18 protein-coding genes and 2 pseudogenes are annotated in these 17,166 nt (G+C 70.0%); 12 read left to right on the top strand and 8 right to left on the bottom strand.

The window, feature by feature from the left end; all coding sequences use genetic code 11:
* The 6 genes from ABZ281_RS10550 to pstB all read left to right on the top strand — a co-directional run.
* A partial coding sequence (locus ABZ281_RS10550; protein WP_356654081.1) for a CHAD domain-containing protein occupies positions 1-610 on the top strand: 610 nt, incomplete at its 5' end.
* Positions 611-660: 50 nt separating this feature from the next.
* Entirely contained in the window at positions 661-1,095 is a 435-nt protein-coding gene (locus ABZ281_RS10545) for an NUDIX hydrolase (RefSeq protein WP_356654079.1), read from the top strand.
* A gap of 246 nt (positions 1,096-1,341) precedes the next feature.
* Positions 1,342-2,472: a phosphate ABC transporter substrate-binding protein PstS gene (pstS, locus tag ABZ281_RS10540; protein ID WP_356654077.1), complete on the top strand. Its 1,131-nt coding sequence runs from the start codon at positions 1,342-1,344 to the stop codon at positions 2,470-2,472.
* A 103-nt stretch (positions 2,473-2,575) separates the two neighbouring features.
* A complete protein-coding gene (gene pstC / locus ABZ281_RS10535; RefSeq protein ID WP_356654075.1) occupies positions 2,576-3,577 on the top strand; it encodes a phosphate ABC transporter permease subunit PstC in 1,002 nt (333 codons plus the stop codon).
* Positions 3,574-4,635, top strand: coding sequence for a phosphate ABC transporter permease PstA (gene pstA / locus ABZ281_RS10530; protein WP_356654073.1), 1,062 nt, complete (start codon positions 3,574-3,576; stop codon positions 4,633-4,635). Before pstC ends, pstA begins: the two co-directional genes overlap by 4 nt.
* 41 nt (positions 4,636-4,676) lie before the next feature.
* On the top strand, positions 4,677-5,453 hold the full coding sequence (gene pstB, locus ABZ281_RS10525) for a phosphate ABC transporter ATP-binding protein PstB (RefSeq protein WP_356654071.1): 777 nt from the start codon (positions 4,677-4,679) through the stop codon (positions 5,451-5,453).
* 110 nt (positions 5,454-5,563) lie between these two features.
* Here the strand turns inward: pstB and ABZ281_RS10520 are convergent, their stop codons facing one another.
* Both ABZ281_RS10520 and ABZ281_RS10515 read right to left on the bottom strand, forming a co-directional pair.
* Positions 5,564-6,562, bottom strand: coding sequence for an inorganic phosphate transporter (locus ABZ281_RS10520; RefSeq protein ID WP_356654069.1), 999 nt, complete (start codon positions 6,560-6,562; stop codon positions 5,564-5,566).
* Positions 6,563-6,569: 7 nt separating this feature from the next.
* Positions 6,570-7,190, bottom strand: coding sequence for a DUF47 family protein (locus ABZ281_RS10515; RefSeq protein WP_031105674.1), 621 nt, complete (start codon positions 7,188-7,190; stop codon positions 6,570-6,572).
* A 203-nt stretch (positions 7,191-7,393) separates the two neighbouring features.
* Between ABZ281_RS10515 and ABZ281_RS10510 the strand changes: the two genes are divergently transcribed.
* A complete protein-coding gene (locus tag ABZ281_RS10510; RefSeq protein ID WP_356654067.1) occupies positions 7,394-7,771 on the top strand; it encodes a metal-sensitive transcriptional regulator in 378 nt (125 codons plus the stop codon).
* A gap of 21 nt (positions 7,772-7,792) precedes the next feature.
* On the opposite strand, the gene ABZ281_RS10505 is transcribed toward ABZ281_RS10510, so the two are convergent.
* The gene (locus ABZ281_RS10505; RefSeq protein WP_162494362.1) at positions 7,793-7,960 is read right to left on the bottom strand and encodes a hypothetical protein; all 168 of its coding nucleotides are present in this window, start codon (positions 7,958-7,960) and stop codon (positions 7,793-7,795) included.
* A 91-nt stretch (positions 7,961-8,051) separates the two neighbouring features.
* Positions 8,052-8,903 carry a hypothetical protein gene (locus ABZ281_RS10500; RefSeq protein ID WP_356654065.1) on the bottom strand — a complete coding sequence of 284 codons (852 nt, stop codon included), beginning with the start codon at positions 8,901-8,903 and terminating at the stop codon, positions 8,052-8,054.
* 404 nt (positions 8,904-9,307) lie between these two features.
* Here ABZ281_RS10500 and ABZ281_RS10495 point away from each other — a divergent pair, with 404 nt between their 5' ends.
* Positions 9,308-10,861, top strand: a complete 1,554-nt coding sequence (locus ABZ281_RS10495; RefSeq protein WP_356654063.1) for an FAD-binding oxidoreductase — start codon at positions 9,308-9,310, stop codon at positions 10,859-10,861.
* 79 nt (positions 10,862-10,940) lie between these two features.
* On the opposite strand, the gene ABZ281_RS10490 is transcribed toward ABZ281_RS10495, so the two are convergent.
* The 4 genes from ABZ281_RS10490 to ABZ281_RS10475 form a co-directional block, all read right to left on the bottom strand.
* A complete protein-coding gene (locus tag ABZ281_RS10490; protein ID WP_356654061.1) occupies positions 10,941-11,639 on the bottom strand; it encodes a phosphatase PAP2 family protein in 699 nt (232 codons plus the stop codon).
* Positions 11,640-11,885: 246 nt separating this feature from the next.
* Complete coding sequence (locus ABZ281_RS10485) at positions 11,886-12,887, bottom strand: bifunctional lytic transglycosylase/C40 family peptidase (RefSeq protein ID WP_356654083.1); 1,002 nt, start codon at positions 12,885-12,887, stop codon at positions 11,886-11,888.
* 170 nt (positions 12,888-13,057) lie between these two features.
* Positions 13,058-13,768, bottom strand: a complete 711-nt coding sequence (locus ABZ281_RS10480; RefSeq protein ID WP_356654059.1) for a trypsin-like peptidase domain-containing protein — start codon at positions 13,766-13,768, stop codon at positions 13,058-13,060.
* A gap of 148 nt (positions 13,769-13,916) precedes the next feature.
* The gene (locus tag ABZ281_RS10475) at positions 13,917-14,849 is read right to left on the bottom strand and encodes an oxidoreductase (RefSeq protein WP_356654057.1); all 933 of its coding nucleotides are present in this window, start codon (positions 14,847-14,849) and stop codon (positions 13,917-13,919) included.
* 72 nt (positions 14,850-14,921) lie between these two features.
* On the opposite strand from ABZ281_RS10475, the gene ABZ281_RS10470 reads away from it, so the two are divergent.
* From ABZ281_RS10470 to ABZ281_RS10455, 4 genes and pseudogenes are all read left to right on the top strand, one after another.
* On the top strand, positions 14,922-15,542 hold the full coding sequence (locus ABZ281_RS10470; protein WP_356654055.1) for a TetR/AcrR family transcriptional regulator: 621 nt from the start codon (positions 14,922-14,924) through the stop codon (positions 15,540-15,542).
* 156 nt (positions 15,543-15,698) lie between these two features.
* Positions 15,699-15,871: pseudogene (locus tag ABZ281_RS10465) on the top strand (peptidase S8); the annotation flags it as partial.
* Positions 15,872-16,334: 463 nt separating this feature from the next.
* A complete protein-coding gene (locus ABZ281_RS10460; protein ID WP_003991275.1) occupies positions 16,335-16,643 on the top strand; it encodes a hypothetical protein in 309 nt (102 codons plus the stop codon).
* Between the two features lie 208 nt (positions 16,644-16,851).
* Positions 16,852-17,166 (top strand): annotated as a pseudogene (locus ABZ281_RS10455) (hypothetical protein); the annotation flags it as partial.

Here is a 17,166-nt window from a genome sequence, read left to right as displayed (position 1 = left end):
GGCGAAGGCGGGCGCCCTGCTGGACCGCCAGCTGACCCTCGCCCGCACCCGGGCCCACTCCACGGCCCTGCAGGCCCTGGGCAGCAGCCGTTTCCACGCCGTCGCGGACAAGGTCGCCGTCCTGGCCAGCGAGGTCCCCCTCACCAGGGCCGCCGGCAGCACCGACCTGCGCCCCCTCGCCGCCGCCGCCCAGGACCGGCTGGCCGACGCCGTGACCGCCCTCCCTCTCGTCACGGCCGGCAACCCGTACAACGCCGCGGCCCTCGTCCACGGCCTGTCCCCGGACACGGTCCCGCACCCGCAGGACGCCCCGTGGCACCAGGTCCGCCTGCTGCTGCGCCTGCACCGCTACGCGCGCGAGGCCGTCAGCGGCCCCAAGGGCAACGCCGTGGTCGACCTGCGTCTGCTCTCCGCGGGCCGGGCCCTGAACCGGCACCGGGACGCCTCCGAGGCGGCGGCAGCGGCGGCCCAGGCGGCCCGTACCCCGCGCATCGCCCCGGCCACGGCGTACGCCCTCGGCGTGCTCCACGCCGACCAGCGGCACGAGGTGGAGGCGGCGCGCTTCGCGTTCCAGCAGTGCTGGCAGAAGGAGACCGTCAGCACGTCATGACCGGTCGGCCCGGCATGCCCGGCCGCGGCACCAGAAGGCGGTGAAACCCGGTGAGCACCCCCAAGGACACCACCGTTCAGGCGGCGGGCTGCGTCCTGTGGCGCCACTCCCCCACCACCGGCGAGCCCGAGCTCTGCCTCGTGCACCGGCCGAAATACGACGACTGGTCGTGGCCGAAGGGGAAACTGAAGCGCGGCGAGGCGGCACTCGACGGCGCACTGCGCGAGGTGGCGGAGGAGACGGGCTGCCGGGCCGTGCCCGGGCCCGAGCTGTCCACCCTGCGCTATTCGGCCAACGGTCGCCCCAAGCAGGTCCGCTACTGGGCGGCCGAGGCCGTGTCCTGCGCCTTCTCCCCGACGGACGAGGTGGACCGGGTGCTGTGGCTGACTCCCGCCGCCGCCCGCGACCGTCTCACCCAGCCCCACGACCGGCCCCTGGTCGACGAACTGCTCGCCGTTCTGCACCTCCCCCGGACGGCCGGCTGACCGGACGGTCCCCCTTCGTCCGCAAAAGCGGAATGCCGACGTGCTCTCCCCGTGAGCATTCCGTGACCTCACCAGGCCTTAGACAGGGGTTCACCCCTCGTTCATGTGCGGCCATCGGCGCCTTCATCTGATCTGCCTAATTTCGGCCTTACCGACGCGAGCCGCGCCTGCTGAGTGCGACCGCGTCCGCGTCACTCAGACTTCGCACGCCGCCGATCAGGACGGCGGCTCCTGGAAGGAACTCAAGTGAAGCTTCAGCGCATGAACCGGCGGGCCCTCGCTCTCGGTGCTCTCGCCGTCTCCGGCGCCCTGGCCCTCACGGCGTGCGGCTCCGACGACACCGGTGGCAACAGCGACGGCGGCGGCTCCTCCAACGCCGCCGCGCCGAGCAACGTCAAGTGCGACGACGCCAAGGGCCAGCTGCTGGCCGACGGCTCGTCCGCGCAGAAGAACGCGATCGACGCCTGGGTGAAGCAGTTCACCGCCGCATGCCAGGGCGTCCAGATCAACTACAAGGGCGGCGGCTCCGGCGCCGGTGTCACCGCGTTCACCCAGGGCCAGGTCCCCTTCGCCGGCTCCGACTCCGCGCTGAAGCCCGAAGAGGTCGCGGCCTCCAAGAAGGTCTGCTCCGGTGGCCAGGGCATCGACCTGCCGATGGTCGGCGGCCCGATCGCGGTCGGCTACAACGTCAGCGGCGTGGACAACCTCGTCCTGGACGCCCCGACCCTGGCGAAGATCTTCGACGGCAAGATCACCAACTGGAACGACCCGGCGATCAAGAAGCTGAACCCCGACGCGAAGCTCCCTGACCTCAAGATCCAGGCGTTCCACCGCTCGGACGACTCCGGCACCACGGACAACTTCACCAAGTACCTGATCGCCACCGCCAAGAAGGACTGGCCCTACGACGGCGGCAAGACCTGGCAGGCCAAGGGGGGCCAGTCCGCCTCCGGCTCCTCCGGTCTCGCCCAGCAGGTGAAGCAGACCAACGGCGCCATCAGCTACTTCGAGCTGTCGTACGCCAAGGACGGCCTGAAGACCGTCGACCTCGACACCGGCGCCGCCCAGCCGGTCAAGGCCACCGTCGAGAACGCCACCAAGGCCATCTCCGAGGCCAAGGTCGTCGGCACGGGCAAGGACCTCGCCCTGGAGCTGAACTACGGCACCAAGGCCGAGGGCGCCTACCCGATGGTCCTCGTCACCTACGAGATCGTCTGCGACAAGGGCACCAAGGCCGAGACGCTGCCCGCCACCAAGGCGTTCCTGCGTTACATCGCCTCCGAGGACGGCCAGAAGATCCTCGCCGAGAACGACTACGCGCCGATCCCCGACGACATCATCTCCCAGGTCCGCACCACCATCGAGGGCCTGAGCTGACCCGCGTGCGGTCCGGCCCCCTCCCCGGGGCCGGGCCGCACCGTCCGGTGCACCGCCGCCAGTGGCCGTACCTCCGGTACGGCTCCGCAGACCGGAGAACCTGATGGGCACACCCACACAGACAACCGAGACACCACCCCCCGCTCCGCAGCAGACCGCCGACAAGCGCGCCGCACGCGGGGCCACCCGGCCCGGAGACCGCATCTTCCTCGGATTCTCCCGCGGCTCCGGCATCCTGCTGCTGGTGATCATGGCCGCGATCGCGGTCTTTCTCACCTACCGCGCCTCCCTCGCCATCAGCAAGGACCAGGGCAACTTCCTCACGACCTTCCAGTGGGACACCAACGCCGTCCCGCCGGACTTCGGCATCGCCGTCCTGGCCTTCGGCACGGTCGTCTCCTCGATCGTCGCCATGGTCATCGCCGTCCCGGTCGCCGTCGCCATCGCGCTGTTCCTCACGCACTACGCCCCGCGCCGGCTGCGCGGCCCCATCGCGTACGTGATCGACCTGCTCGCCGCCGTGCCGTCCATCGTCTACGGCCTGTGGGGCGCCCTCGTCCTGGTGCCGCACATGAACGGCCTCTTCGGCTGGCTGAACGACTACCTCGGCTGGACCGGCGTCTTCTCGTGGGAGGGCGGCGCCCCCCGCTCGATGCTGACCGTCGGGATCCTGCTCGCGATCATGATCCTGCCGATCATCACCAACGTGAGCCGCGAGGTCTTCCGTCAGGTCCCGCAGATGCACGAGGAGGCGGCCCTGGCGCTCGGCGCCACCCGCTGGGAGGTGATCCGCATGGCGGTCATCCCCTTCGGCCGCTCCGGCGTCATCTCCGCGTCGATGCTCGGCCTCGGCCGCGCCCTCGGCGAGACCATGGCCGTCGCGACCGTGCTCTCCCCGACCTTCGACATCCAGGCCAGCCTGCTCGACCCGGGCGGCGGCACGTTCGCCCAGAACATCGCCAGCAAGTTCGGCGAGGCCACCGAGTTCGGCCGCGACGCGCTCATCGCCTCCGGCCTGGTCCTGTTCGTCATCACCCTGCTGGTCAACGGTGCGGCCCGCGCGATCATCGCCCGCCGCAAGGAGTACTCGGGGGCCAACGCATGAGTACCGCAACCCTGACCCCCAAGGGCCCCGGCACCCTGCGCGGCGCCCGCCTGCCCAAGTGGTCCCCGTACGCCATCGCCGGCGGCTCGATCGCCCTCGCGATCGGCATCGGCCTGGCCGGCGGCCTGCACAGCCGCGTCCAGTGGGGCCTGATCGCCGCGCTCCTCTACCTCGTCGGCACGTACGCGATCGCCACCGCCGTCGAGGGCAAGCGCCAGGCCAAGGACCGCATCGCGACCTCCTTCGTCTGGGTCGCCTTCCTGCTCGCCGTCGTCCCGCTCGCCTCGCTGATCTGGTCGACCGTCGTGCGCGGCGTGAAGGTCCTCGACGTCTACTTCCTGACGCACTCCATGGGCGTCGTCGCCGACACCGAGCCCGGCGGCGGCATCTACCACGCCATCCTCGGCACCCTGGAGCAGGTCGGACTCGCCACGGTGATCGCCGCGCCGATCGGCGTGCTCACCGCGATCTACCTCGTCGAGTACGGCCGGGGCAACCTCTCCAAGGCCATCACGTTCTTCGTCGACGTCATGACCGGCATCCCGTCGATCGTCGCGGGTCTGTTCATCCTCAGCCTCATGCTGATGTTCGACATGCAGCCCTTCGGCTTCGCCGGCTCGCTGGCCCTGGCCATCCTGATGATGCCGGTCGTCGTCCGCTCCACCGAGGAGATGCTCAAGCTCGTCCCGAACGAGCTGCGCGAGGCCTCCCTGGCGCTCGGCGTCCCCAAGTGGCGCACCATCCTGAAGGTGGTCCTGCCGACCTCCATCGGCGGCATCACCACGGGCATCATGCTCTCGATCGCCCGCATCACCGGTGAGACCGCCCCGGTCCTGCTGCTGGTGTGGGGCAACGCGTTCATCAACGCCAACCCCTTCGAGGGGGCGCAGGCCTCGCTGCCGCTGTACATCTACCAGCAGTACGCGAACAGCGCGGGCTCCGGTGCGGCGTACGACCGTGCCTGGGCGGCGTCGCTCACCCTGATCGCCTTCGTGATGCTCCTGAACCTGGTGGCCCGCGGGATCGCCCGCTGGAAGGCCCCGAAGACCGGTCGCTGAGGCGGCCACAGCGACTGACTGAGTCTGGAAGTGAAGTAGCAATGGCCAAGCGAATCGACGTAAGCGGACTGACCGCCTACTACGGCTCCCACAAGGCGATCGAGGACATCTCGATGACCGTCGAGCCGCGCTCGGTGACGGCGTTCATCGGCCCCTCCGGCTGCGGCAAGTCGACGTTCCTGCGCACGCTGAACCGGATGCACGAGGTCACCGCGGGCGGCCGGGTCGAGGGCAAGGTGCTCCTCGACGACGAGGACCTCTACGGCACGGGCATCGACCCGGTGTCGGTCCGCCGTGAGGTCGGCATGGTGTTCCAGCGCCCGAACCCGTTCCCGACGATGTCGATCTTCGACAACGTGGCGGCGGGGCTGCGGCTGAACGGCAACCACAAGAAGAGCGAGCTCTCCGACATCGTCGAGCGCTCCCTCAAGGGCGCGAACCTCTGGAACGAGGTCAAGGACCGCCTGAACAAGCCCGGCTCGGGCCTCTCCGGTGGCCAGCAGCAGCGTCTGTGCATCGCGCGGGCGATCGCGGTCGAGCCGAACGTCCTGCTCATGGACGAGCCCTGCTCCGCGCTCGACCCCATCTCCACGCTCGCGATCGAGGACCTGATCGGCGAGCTCAAGGAGCGCTTCACGATCGTCATCGTGACGCACAACATGCAGCAGGCGGCCCGCGTCTCCGACCGCACGGCGTTCTTCAACCTCTCGGCGGTCGGCCAGCCCGGCAAGCTCATCGAGATCGACGACACGGAGCGCATCTTCTCCAACCCGTCGGTCCAGGCCACGGAGGACTACATCTCCGGCCGCTTCGGCTGAACCGGCCGGCAAGACTCCTCGCGGTGCTGCATGGCGGTGCCACCGCGAGGCCGAAAAAGGGCCCGCCCCCGGCTCCGGGGGGCGGGCCCTCTCGTATGCGTCCGGTGCCGCTACAGGAACGCCAGATTCACGATCCCGTACGACGCCGCGGCCACGATCGCCGCGGCCGGCATCGTGATGAACCACCCCAGGATGATGTTCTTGGCGACGCCCCACCGCACGGCGTTCACGCGCTTCGTCGCTCCGACGCCCATGATCGCGGAGGTGATCACATGCGTCGTGGAGATCGGCGCCTTGAACAGGAACGCCGAGGTGAACATGATCGACGCGCCCGTCGCCTCCGCCGCGAAGCCCTGCGGCGGATCCAGCTCGATGATCTTCCGCCCCAGCGTCCGCATGATCCGCCATCCACCGGCGTACGTCCCCAGCGACAGCATCACCGCGCAGGCGATCTTGACCCACACCGGGATCGGATCGCCGTAGTCCTCGACATCGGCGATGACGAGCGCCATCACCACGATGCCCATGGTCTTCTGCGCATCCTGCAGACCGTGACCCAGCGCCATACCGGCCGCCGAGACGGTCTGGGCTATCCGGAAACCCCTCTTGGCCTTGTGCGGGTTGGCCTTCCGGAAGATCCACATGATCGCGGTCATCACCAGATAACCGGCCAGCAGGCCGACCACCGGGGAGATGAACATGGGGATGACGACCTTCTCCAGCACCCCGCTCCAGTAGACGGTCGTCCCGCCGGCCAGCGCGGCACCGACCATCCCTCCGAACAGCGCGTGCGAGGAGGACGAGGGCAGCCCGAAGTACCAGGTGACGAGGTTCCAGACGATGGCGCCCACCAGCGCGGCGAAAAGGATCCCCATCCCCTTCGACCCGGTCGGTGTCTGGATCAGGCCCTCACTGACGGTCTTGGCGACCCCGGAGCCCATGAACGCACCGGCGAGGTTCATCACCGCCGCCATGGCCAGCGCGGCCCTCGGCGTCAGCGCCCGCGTCGAGACGGACGTGGCGATCGCGTTCGCCGAATCGTGAAAGCCGTTGGTGTACGTGAAGAAGAGCGCGACCCCGATGGTCACGACCAGAGCAAGGGTGTCCATGAAGGGCTCAGGACTCCTTGACGGCGATGGTCTCCACCGTGTTCGCCACGTGCTCGAAGGCGTCCGCCGCTTCCTCCAGCACATCCACGATCTGCTTGAGCTTGAGCACGTCCATGGCGTCGTACTTGCCGTTGAAGAGGTGCGCCAGCAGCTTGCGGTGGATCTGGTCGGCCTGGTTCTCCAGCCGGTTGACCTCGATCCAGTACTCGGTGAGGTTCTCCATGGTGCGCAGATGCGGCATCGCTTCGGCCGTCAGTTCGGCAGCGCGCGCCAGGACCTCGATCTGCTGCTCGACGCCCTTGGGCAGTTCCTCGACGTTGTAGAGGACGACCAGGTCGACGGCCTCCTCCATGAAGTCCATGATGTCGTCGAGGGACGACGCGAGGGAGTAGATGTCCTCGCGGTCGAACGGCGTGATGAAGGAGGAGTTCAGCTGGTGGAAGATCGCGTGCGTGGCATCGTCACCTGCGTGTTCCGCTGCCCGCATACGCTCTGCGATCTCGGCCCGGGCGGGTGAGTCCGCCCCGAGCAGTTCCATCAGGAGCTTCGAGCCCGTGACGATGTTGTCCGCGGAGGCGGCGAACATGTCGTAGAAGCTCGTCTCCCTGGGGGTCAGACGAAAGCGCACGTGGGGTCCTCGGGGTGCTTCGGTTTCGGTCAGCCTGATGCTAGGCGCATCATCCGGCCACGGCTATCGGCCGCCCACCAGTGTCGCCCATCGGGCACAGTGATGAGCACGGGGGCCGTTTCCAGGGCCGTATACCCGGCAAAGTTCGGTACCATATACCCACCAGGGGTATATATCGGCCCACTGTCCACCAGGAGGAAGCGATGACGGACGTGACGGACGCAACAGATGTCGCACATGTCACCACCGGCACCTCCGACCCCGCCGGTGCGGACGGGACGGCCGATCACGACCACGGTGTGCACGGGTATCACAAGCAGAAGGGCGAACACCTCAAGCGGCTGCGCCGCATCGAGGGCCAGATCCGCGGCCTGCAGCGCATGGTCGACGAGGACGTCTACTGCATCGACATACTCACTCAGGTCTCCGCCTCTACCAAGGCCCTGCAGTCCTTCGCCCTGCAGCTGCTCGAGGAGCACCTGCGGCACTGCGTGGCGGACGCGGCCCTCAAGGGGGGCGACGAGATCGACGCGAAGGTGAAGGAGGCGACCCAGGCGATCGCCCGCATGCTGCGGACATGAGCCGGGTCCCGCGGCCTGTGGTCAGCGCCCGGAGGAGTCCCGCTCCTCGGCCACTTTCAGCACCTCGTCGATGCTCTCCAGGCTGAGCCGCTCCTGGGCGGCCGAAGCCGCGATGATCAGCTCTCCGCACAGCTCGATCTCGGCGAGGGCCACGTGGTCCTGAACTGCCGTACCGCCGACCGGTGCCACGTGCATCACCTCATCTCTGCCGTTACCGACTTCCTAGAGTAGGGAGCGGCCTACACACCGCGCATGGCACGGACGGGCTAGTTCACGCCGGTCACTCCTCGGTGATCTTGCCCGCGTAGATGTCGTCGGTCCGGGGCAACCGTACGCGCACCGGAGCCCCGAAATCGTAGAGCAGCGTGGTCGAGGCGACGGCCACGGGGCGCTTCTGCTGCCCGTTCAGGAAGCTGAAGCGGTGCCTGACCTTGCGGATGCGTCCCTCGTCGTCGAGATAGGCGTCGAACGGCACCTCGGCGGTGGCGAACCCCTCGGCCGCCGCCTTCAGGGGGCCCTTGTTCCCGTCGGAGGCCCGCCGGGCCGCGTCACCCAGGTGCGCCGTCCCCCGGTAATGCCGCACCCTGGTCCCCGCGACCTCCGTCCTGCCCACGTACGTCGCCGTCCGCGTCCCGAGCAGCACCTCGGCCGCCGTGAACGGATCGGTGGCCCCGCCGGTGACGAGGTTCCCGTCGGACAGGGTCCGCGTGTCCACCCGCACCCACTTGTCCTGCGGCACACCGGCGCCCCGGTTCTTCATGAACAGCGCACCCGGCGCGAGCAGTTCGGTGATCGGCCGACGCTCGGCGGCCCCCGCGGGGTCCTGCGGCAGGTGCACCTTCAGCCGCCCCATCCGCTTGCGGTAGTCGTAGACCCCGGCACCCCGGATGGTCACCCGGGTCCCGCCGGCGGCCATCTCCATCGACGTACGCGCCCTCGAACTCCCCGCGCCGATCAGCCGGTCGGCCGCCTTCCGCAACGCGACGACCGCGTCCCCGCCGCGGGAGTCCCCGGCGACCGCGTCACCTCCGGAGCACCCCGCGGTCCCCAGCCCCGCCCCCGCCAGGAGCACGGCCGCGACGACCGCCGCGCCCGTCCGCCTGTGCCGCCGTTCCCGCTGCCGCCCAGTCATCGCCTGCCTACCCCCAGCCGGTACGTCCGTCACGGGCCCCGTCGTTGTTCCGGTTAACGACGGGTTTGTGCCCCCGTCACGCGGGTCCGCGCCGACCGCCATACGAACCCTTTACCTGCGCTGGGTAGCGTGGTCGTCGTGGCGCAGCAGGACGGGCCGGAAGCTCCCCCCAACCTCCCGGAGCACCGCACGACGACCATGGAGAAGGGCCCTTTCTGCATGGCCCATTGCAACTGCGGCTGGCGCGGCCCGGCCCGAAGAGCGAGAAGCCAGGCGCGCACGGACGCGGAGAAGCACGCGACGGACTGAGACCCGTGGCGGACACGGCCCGAGCCGCGGCCGGACCGGTGGAACCCCCACCCCCCATCACCCCGTCTCCCAAGGCGGAACCACCGGGAGGCCCCATGGAACGGCGCACGATCCTCACAGCCGGCACGGCGGCGGTCGCCGCGGTCGCGACCCCCTTCACCACCGCCTGCACACAGTCGGGCACCCGCTCCGGGGCCGCGGCCACCAACGCCGCGCGCACCACCACCACGTCGAGATCCACCGCCGCCAACTGGTCCGCCCTGGCCCGCGACCTCGACGGCCCCCTGATCCGCCCCGGCGACGCGAACTGGCCCGCGGCCCGGCAGCTCTACAACACCCGCTTCGACCACCTGAAGCCCGCCGCGGTCGCGTACGTGTCCCACCCGGACGACATCCGCACGACCCTGGCCTACGCCCGCGCCCACGCCCTGCGCGTGGCGATCCGCAACGGCGGCCACTCCTACGGGGGCTGGTCCTCCGGCGACGGCCGCCTGATCGTCGACGTCTCGAAGCTCAACCGCGTCCGGGCCTCGGGCACCACCGCGGTGGTCGGCGCCGGCGCCAAACTCATCGACGTCTACCGAGCCCTCGCCGCGAAGGGCGTCACGATCCCCGCCGGCTCCTGCCCGACCGTCGGCGTCTCGGGCCTCACCCTCGGCGGCGGCCACGGCGTGGTCTCCCGGGCGTACGGACTGACCTGCGACAGCCTCACCCAGGCCACACTGATCACCGCGGACGGCAAGCAACTCACCGCCGACGCCCGCGAGAACAAGGACCTCTTCTGGGCGCTGCGCGGCGCCGGCAACGGCAACTTCGGCGTGGTCACGGAGCTGCACTTCACGACCCACCCCGCCCCGCAGGGCGTATCGGCATACCTGACCTGGCCCTGGTCGAAGGCGGCCGCGGTGCTGAAGGCCTGGCAGGAATGGGGGCCGTCACAGCCCGACGAGATCTGGTCGTCCCTGCATCTGGCGAGCGCCGCGGGCGGCACTCCGACGGTCTCGGTCGCGGCGTTCTCCCTCGGCACCTACGGCGAGCTCAAGAACGCCGTCGACCGCCTGGCCGACCGCGTCGGCGCCCCGGCCCGCAGCGTCTCCCTGAAGCGCCGCTCGTACGAGGAGTCGATGGAGGTGTACGCGGGCTGCTCCTCGTTCCCGACGGACGCGCAGTGCCATCTGCCCGGCGCGACGCCGGGCCGCTCCCCGAAGGGCGCGCTGGGCCGTGAGACGTACGCGGCGGCGTCGGACTTCTTCGACCGCTCCCTTTCCACGGCCGGCATCCGCACACTGCTGGCACAGATCGCTTCGGTGCGCGGCGGCTCGGGCAGCATCGCCCTGACCGCCCTCGGCGGAGCGGTCAACCGCGTCTCTCCCACGGCTACGGCGTTCGTCCACCGCCGCTCGCGGATGCTGGCCCAGTACATCGGGGCCTGGCGGGCCGGCACGAGCGGTGCGACATCCCGGGAGTGGCTGGCGTCGGCCCACAAGGCCATGCGCCCGCACGCCTCGGGGGCGGCCTACCAGAACTACACGGACCCGACGCTGACCGACTGGCGCAAGGCGTACTACGCAGACGCGGCGACCCGCCTGGCCAAGCTGAAGAAGCAGTACGACCCCAACCGCTTCTTCACGTATCCCCAAGCGCTGTAGACGGGTTGTCCCCCGGGCGCGGCAGGGCCTCCCAGGGCGCTGCAGGCGGGCTGCGCCTGCGCGCCCGGCGGCCTTCGCGCTATGCGGCGAGGTCCCTCTCCGAGGTTCGCTCACTGCGGGCCTCGGGGACCACCGCGTCGTCCCGTTCCGCCCGTCCTCTGGCGCGCACGAGCCATCCCAGCCGGGGCGATCGCTCGACGGCCTTCACCACGGGCGTCAGCAGGGCCATGGCGAGCGGCGACAGCAGCAGCGCCACGGCCGTCCCCAGCGCGAACCCGCCCACGACGTCGGTCGGGTAGTGCACGCCCATGTAGACGCGGATGAACCCGCCGAACAGCGCCAGCACGAGCGCGACGAGCCCGAACCTGCGGTGGGCGACGAACAGACCGACCGCCATCGCCATGACGATCGTCGCGTGGTCGCTGACGAACGAGTAGTCGGTCTTGCCCTGGACGAGCACCTCGAGCCCCTGGTGGTCCAGGAACGGCCGGGGCCGCTCCACGAAACCCCGTATGGGCACGTTCACCAGCACGGCCATCCCGGCGGCCAACGGCGCCCAGACCAACGCCGCGACGGTGGACGCCGCGTCCTCGTCGCCCCGGCGCCGCACGGACCACCAGCACCACACCACGAGCAGGACGATGGCGAGCAGCAGCCCGTACTCACCGACATACTCCATGACGCGGTCGAACCAGGCCGGCGCGTCCTTGGCCAGGCCATTGATGTCGTACAGCAGGTCGACGTCGGGGTTCGACCCGGAATCGGCGAGTCCAGCCATGGTGCTGCGGCCCCTTCGTCGTCTCTCCCGGCGCACCCGTGCGTGCGCCGCTCCTGCCACCCCCGTGGTTGTAGATCCGCTTCCGCCGCACGCGTGCATGACACGTGCCGAATGAACGTCTGCTCGGCTACGTCAACAGGAACGCATGGTCCCCGTCGATACGTTCCACACTCCACCGAATGATCACGCAGACGTTATCGAAGAGAGACACGTCGTCGCAGCTCAGGGGGTGGGTTCACGCACGGTTCACACCGTCGTGGGCAGTGCTTTCGCGCCATCTTCGGTGACGCGGGTGGCTCCGAAGTAGTCGGGGGTGTCGATCGGGTCGAATCGGATGACGGCACCGGTCCGGGGCGCGTCGATCATGTACCCGCCCCCGACATAAATACCGACATGCCGGATGGCGCGGGAATTGGTCAGGTCATCCGAAAAGAACACCAGGTCGCCGGGGAGCAGTTCGTCCCGCGAGGGGTGCGGACCGGCGTTGTACTGGTCGTTGGCGACACGCGGGAGCTTGATGCCCACGGTCTCGTAGGCCGCCTGGGTCAGTCCCGAGCAGTCGAAGCGTCCGCCCTGCTCAGCGGTGCCGGTGCCGCCCCAGAGATACAGCGTGCCCAGCTTCTTCTGTGCGTACTCGATCGCGGCGGCGGCCTGCTCGGAGGGGTCGACCCGCCCGACCGGCGCAGCGAAGCTCTCCGAGAGCGTCGTGATCCGCTTCACGTAGTTGCGGGTCTCGCTGTACGGCGGCACGCCCCCGTACTTGATCACCGCATAGGCCCCCGCGTTGTAGGCGGCCAGCATGTTTTCGGTCGCATTCCCGCCAACCTTCTTCACGTACGACGCGAGTTCGCAGTCGTACGAGGCGGCCGAGGGAATCGCGTCCTTCGGGTCCCACACGTCGCGGTCGCCGTCACCGTCGCCGTCGATGCCGTGACTGGCCCAGGTGCCGGGGATGAACTGCGCTATCCCCTGCGCGGCGGCCTGGCTCTGAGCCCTGGGGTTGAAGCCGCTCTCCTGGTAGAGCTGGGCGGCGAGCAGGGCCGGGCTGATGGCGGGGCAGAGGTTGCCCCACTTCGCCACGAGGGACGCGTACGCGGCGGGCACCGACCCCTTGGCCAACGATTTCGCCCCACCGCCCACGCCGTTGACCAGGTTTCCCGCGACGAGGTAGACCCCGACGACGAGCAGCATCACGAAGGCCAGGGCGGAACTGATCGCAACACCCGCCACGATCCATGCCTTACGCACCGTCAACCGCCCCTCACCGCCCAGGAGTCCGTCGGTCAGTGTAGAGGCGGTCGGCACGCCCGGGAATGATCACGGGGAGGAGAGTCGGGGGCGGACGGAGGAACGGGGCACGGCACGGGCAGCACGGCGAGAGCACGACGGCTCCGGCCGGCGCACGGGGTCGCGACGCGTCACGAGAGCCCCGCCGCCTGTCGGTACAGCCGCCGGGCCTCGACGCCGAGGACCACGCTGTAGGAGACCCCGGGGGTGGTCCCGCCCTGGTCGTGCCCGCCGAGGACCCCGACGACCTGCCCGTCCCCGTTCACCCAGGGGCTGCCGCTCGTCCCCCCGCTGAAGCCGGGGCACGCGATGCGCTGCTGGGTGCGGCCGAGCGCGGCCGGCTTGTCGGTGCAGCTGACGGGCGTCTCGCGGGTGTCGGGGTATCCGGTGACGGTCACTCCGGTGGCCCCCGTCGCCGTACCGGTCACGAACCGGTTCCCGCCGACGACGTCCTGCACCCCCGTGCCGCCCCGCGGCACGAGCACGGCGAATCCCACGTCACTGTCCTCGTGCCGTCCCTCGACCCACCCGCGGGGCAGGAACCGCCGCCGCACCTTCCACTCCCCGTGGGGCGCGCGCCCGTCCCGGTAGCCCGGCACGAACACCAGCCCGCCGTCGCCGCCCAGGCAGTGCGCCGCGGTGACGATCAGATCCCGGCGCGGCGCGTCCACCACGGACGCCGTACAGAAGTGCCCTTCCCCGGCGGCGCGGAGGAGCACCCCGACCCGGGCGTCGCGCCCGGTGACGGTCACACCCAAGGGCCCGGCCCCGTCGTCGGCGGTCGCGGTGGACGCGGTGATGAGGCCGACGAGGACCACGACGACGGACAAGACGCGCTTCACGGGAGCGACTGTGCCCGGCGAAGGTGAGAGGAACGTCAGACAGCGGTCTGTCCGTCGGACATCGCCTGTCCGTCAGGCACCCGCCCGTCCGTCAGGCACCCGCTTCCTCGTCAGACGCCGACCTCCTCGTCAGACGCCGACCTCCTCGTCAGACGCTCGACTCTTCGTCCCGCGACAGCGGGAAGTGCGTCCCCGTCAGCTCCTCCGAGACCCGCCACAGCCGCCGGGCCGTCAGCGGGTCGCCGGCCGCGCGGGAGCGGCCCACCAGGGCCGGTTTGCCGCGCATCTCGCCCAGGCCGTCGGGGCCCACGTAGCTCGCCCCGGGGAGGTCCTCGGTGGCGGCGTAGAGGGTGGGGAGGGCGCCCGCGCGATCGTCCTGCGCGAAGAACCTGTTGCCGAGACGCATGACGGCGCGCAGCACCGGATTGGCCGCGTGGCTCTGGAGGTTGGTGGCCGCGTAGCCGGGGTGGGCGGCCAGGGCGCGGACCGCGGAGCCCGACTCCGTGAGCCGGCGCTGGAGTTCCAGGGTGAACAGGAGGTTGGCCAGCTTGGACTGGGCGTAGGCGCGCTGCGGGGTGTAGTTCGCCGCCATGTCCAGGTCGTCGAACCCGATCCTCGCGCCGCCCCAGCGGTGGGCGCCCGAGGAGACCGTGACGACGCGGTCGGTGATGTGCGGCAGCAGCAGGTTCGTGAGGGCGAAGTGCCCGAGATGGTTCGTGCCGAACTGCATCTCGAAGCCGTCCTTGGTGTGCTGCCTGGGGAGCATCATCACGCCGGCGTTGTTGACGAGAAGGTGCAGCGGCCCCTGCCAGGCGTCGGCGAACGCCCGCACGGAGGCCAGGTCCGCCAGGTCCAGCCGGCGCACCTCGGTGCTGCCCGGCACGGTCGCCGCCGCTGCCCGCCCACGCTCGGTGTCCCGTACGGCGAGGACGACGTGCGCCCCCGCGCGGGCCAGCGCGTGGGTCGCGGTGAGGCCGATGCCGCTGTTGGCGCCGGTGACGACGACGGTCCGCCCGCCGAGGCCCGGGAGGCGGTCCGCGCTCCATGTCTCGCTGCTCTGGGTGTTCGTCTTCTCAGCCATACCTTCGAATGTAGGCGGTGCCAACAATGCTGTCAATGACAACAATGATGGCATCGCCAACATCAGGATACGATGGTCCGCATGCCAGCAAGCCGCCCCACCCCGGAGAGCCGCCCCTACCACCACGGGGATCTGCGCTCCACCCTGCTCGCCGGCGCGGAGCGCACGCTGCGGGAGAAGGGGGCCGGCGCACTCTCGCTGCGCGAACTGGCCCGTGAGGCGGGAGTGAGTCACGCCGCACCCGGCCGCCACTTCAGGGACAAGCAAGCCCTGCTCAACGCCCTGGCACTCGTCGGCTACGGCCGACTGGGCCAGGCCCTGGAGGGCGCCGACGACCCCGCCCTCCCGCTGGAGAAGCGGCTCACCGCGCTCGCCCGGGCCTATCTCGCCTTCTCGATCGACAACGCCGAGCTGCTGGAGCTCATGTACGCCCGCAAGCACGAGCCTGACGCCTCCGAGCAGATGGCCGCGGCCGTCGACCGGACGGTGGGGTCCCTGGAACGGGTCATCGCCGACGCCCAGGAGCGCGGCGAGATCATCGCGGGCGACCCGCAGTACCTCACCCTGCTGACCGGCGCCACCCTCCAGGGCATCGCCTCTTTCGCGGCGGGCGGCATGCTCGCCCCCGAGGCGGCCCTCGCCGGCACCGAGGAGTTCGTCCACCTCCTCCTGCACGGCCTCAAGCCCCGCTGAATCCAGGCCTCTCGGTCAAGTCGCGCCCGTCGCCCGGCCATCGAGCCGTCAGCGATCGGTAAGCCCCACGCGCCCTTCGGTAAGGCGGAAGTCAGGATTTCGATCACCGTCTTGTTGTCACGTGCTCAACAAGCGATCGTCGTTGCGGGTCACCGCCCGGCCGCGTTCCCCTACGCGAACACCTCCCCCTGAACGACGCCACCAGCGGCAGCAACGGCAGCTGCACCACCAGCCACTTCTGCACCGCCCGGACGGGCTACGACGGCCCGACCGGTCTGGGCACCCCGGAGGGACTCGGCGCCTTCACCGCTGACGTCTCCCTCCGGTGACAGACCGTCACCGGAGAGCGCCGCCCGGGGGCGTGGGGGCCGGGGGACGGCCGGGAAACACAGGGGCCGCGGCAACCCAGCCGCGGCCCCTTCGCCGTGCCGGGTAGCCTTCACCCGGGGAACACCGGCGCGACCACTCACCCGACCAGCCGTCAGAAACAGCCTCCAAAGGTGAGAAAGGCCGCAAGAGCGGCACAACGACGGAACCACACACCAGGTTCCGCTCCGGCCTCATTGCCCGGCGTGACCTGCCGTGATACACAGAGTGACCATACGATCCTTCGTACACCATCCGTCGCCGCCCCTAGGGGCCGGAGCGGAACGGTGGCAAGGTATTCGTACGAAACCCGCCAATCAATGACGCCAAGTCGACATACGACAGCCTCATTGTCGGCGAGAATGAGGCCTGACCTCTGCACGACCGCAGAGGGTGCGGAACTACCCAACAGGGGCGGTGACTTACATGCTCTTTGCGGCCGACAAGGGAGATATCAACACCATCATCGGTGGGATCGCTCCGGACTGGGGCCCCTTCGGCAGCCTGGGCAACGAGGCGAAGGTGATGATCGAGGTCGTGATGGCGGTGGCCATCCTGCTCTGCCTCGGCATCGCCATCTGGGGCGCCGCCAAGCAGCGCATCGGAGCCACCGCACTGCGCGACACCTTCAGCGCGGAGCAGGGCAAGGGCCTCATCATCGCGGGCCTGACGGGCGTCTTCATCATCGGCTCACTCGGGACACTCTTCACCATCGTGTACGGCATGGCCGTGTAGCCCGGGCACCAACCGCCCGGCCGGGCGCGCCCGGCTCCCCTCCATCCCACCCGCCCGTCGTGCCCACCGGCTGAGGTTGCGTTTCCCTGATGTCGAGTCACCACACCGCGCCCGCGCGGGAACCAGCACGGCTACCGTCGTACGAGGAGTATGAGAAGTACGACCGGTACGAAGTGTTTCCGCACGACGTCGAGGGGGCGTACGCGGCATGAGTCTCGGTGACGACCACGAGTCCTCCGATCGATACGGCGGCACGGGCCAGACCCGCACCCGCCTGCCCGACTCCGGCGACGCCTTCGGCGACCCCCGCCGCCGCTCCTCGTCCCGCAGCCTGGTCACCGTGGTCGGCGTGGTGGTCCTCCTGATCGCAGCGATCGCCTTCGCGAACCGGGGGGACGGCGACACGTCCTCTTCGACGGACGGCTCCTCCGGCAAGCCCGATGCGGCGGCGACGGCCCCCTCCGGCCAACGCCCCGTCACGTCCAAGTCCGCCGCCGGTATCCCGTCGGGCTTCGCCCAGGAC

Origin of the sequence: Streptomyces sp. NPDC006265 (assembly GCF_040613555.1) — a bacterium.
Lineage (GTDB): Bacteria > Actinomycetota > Actinomycetes > Streptomycetales > Streptomycetaceae > Streptomyces.
This window is presented reverse-complemented; position numbering and strand designations above follow the sequence as displayed.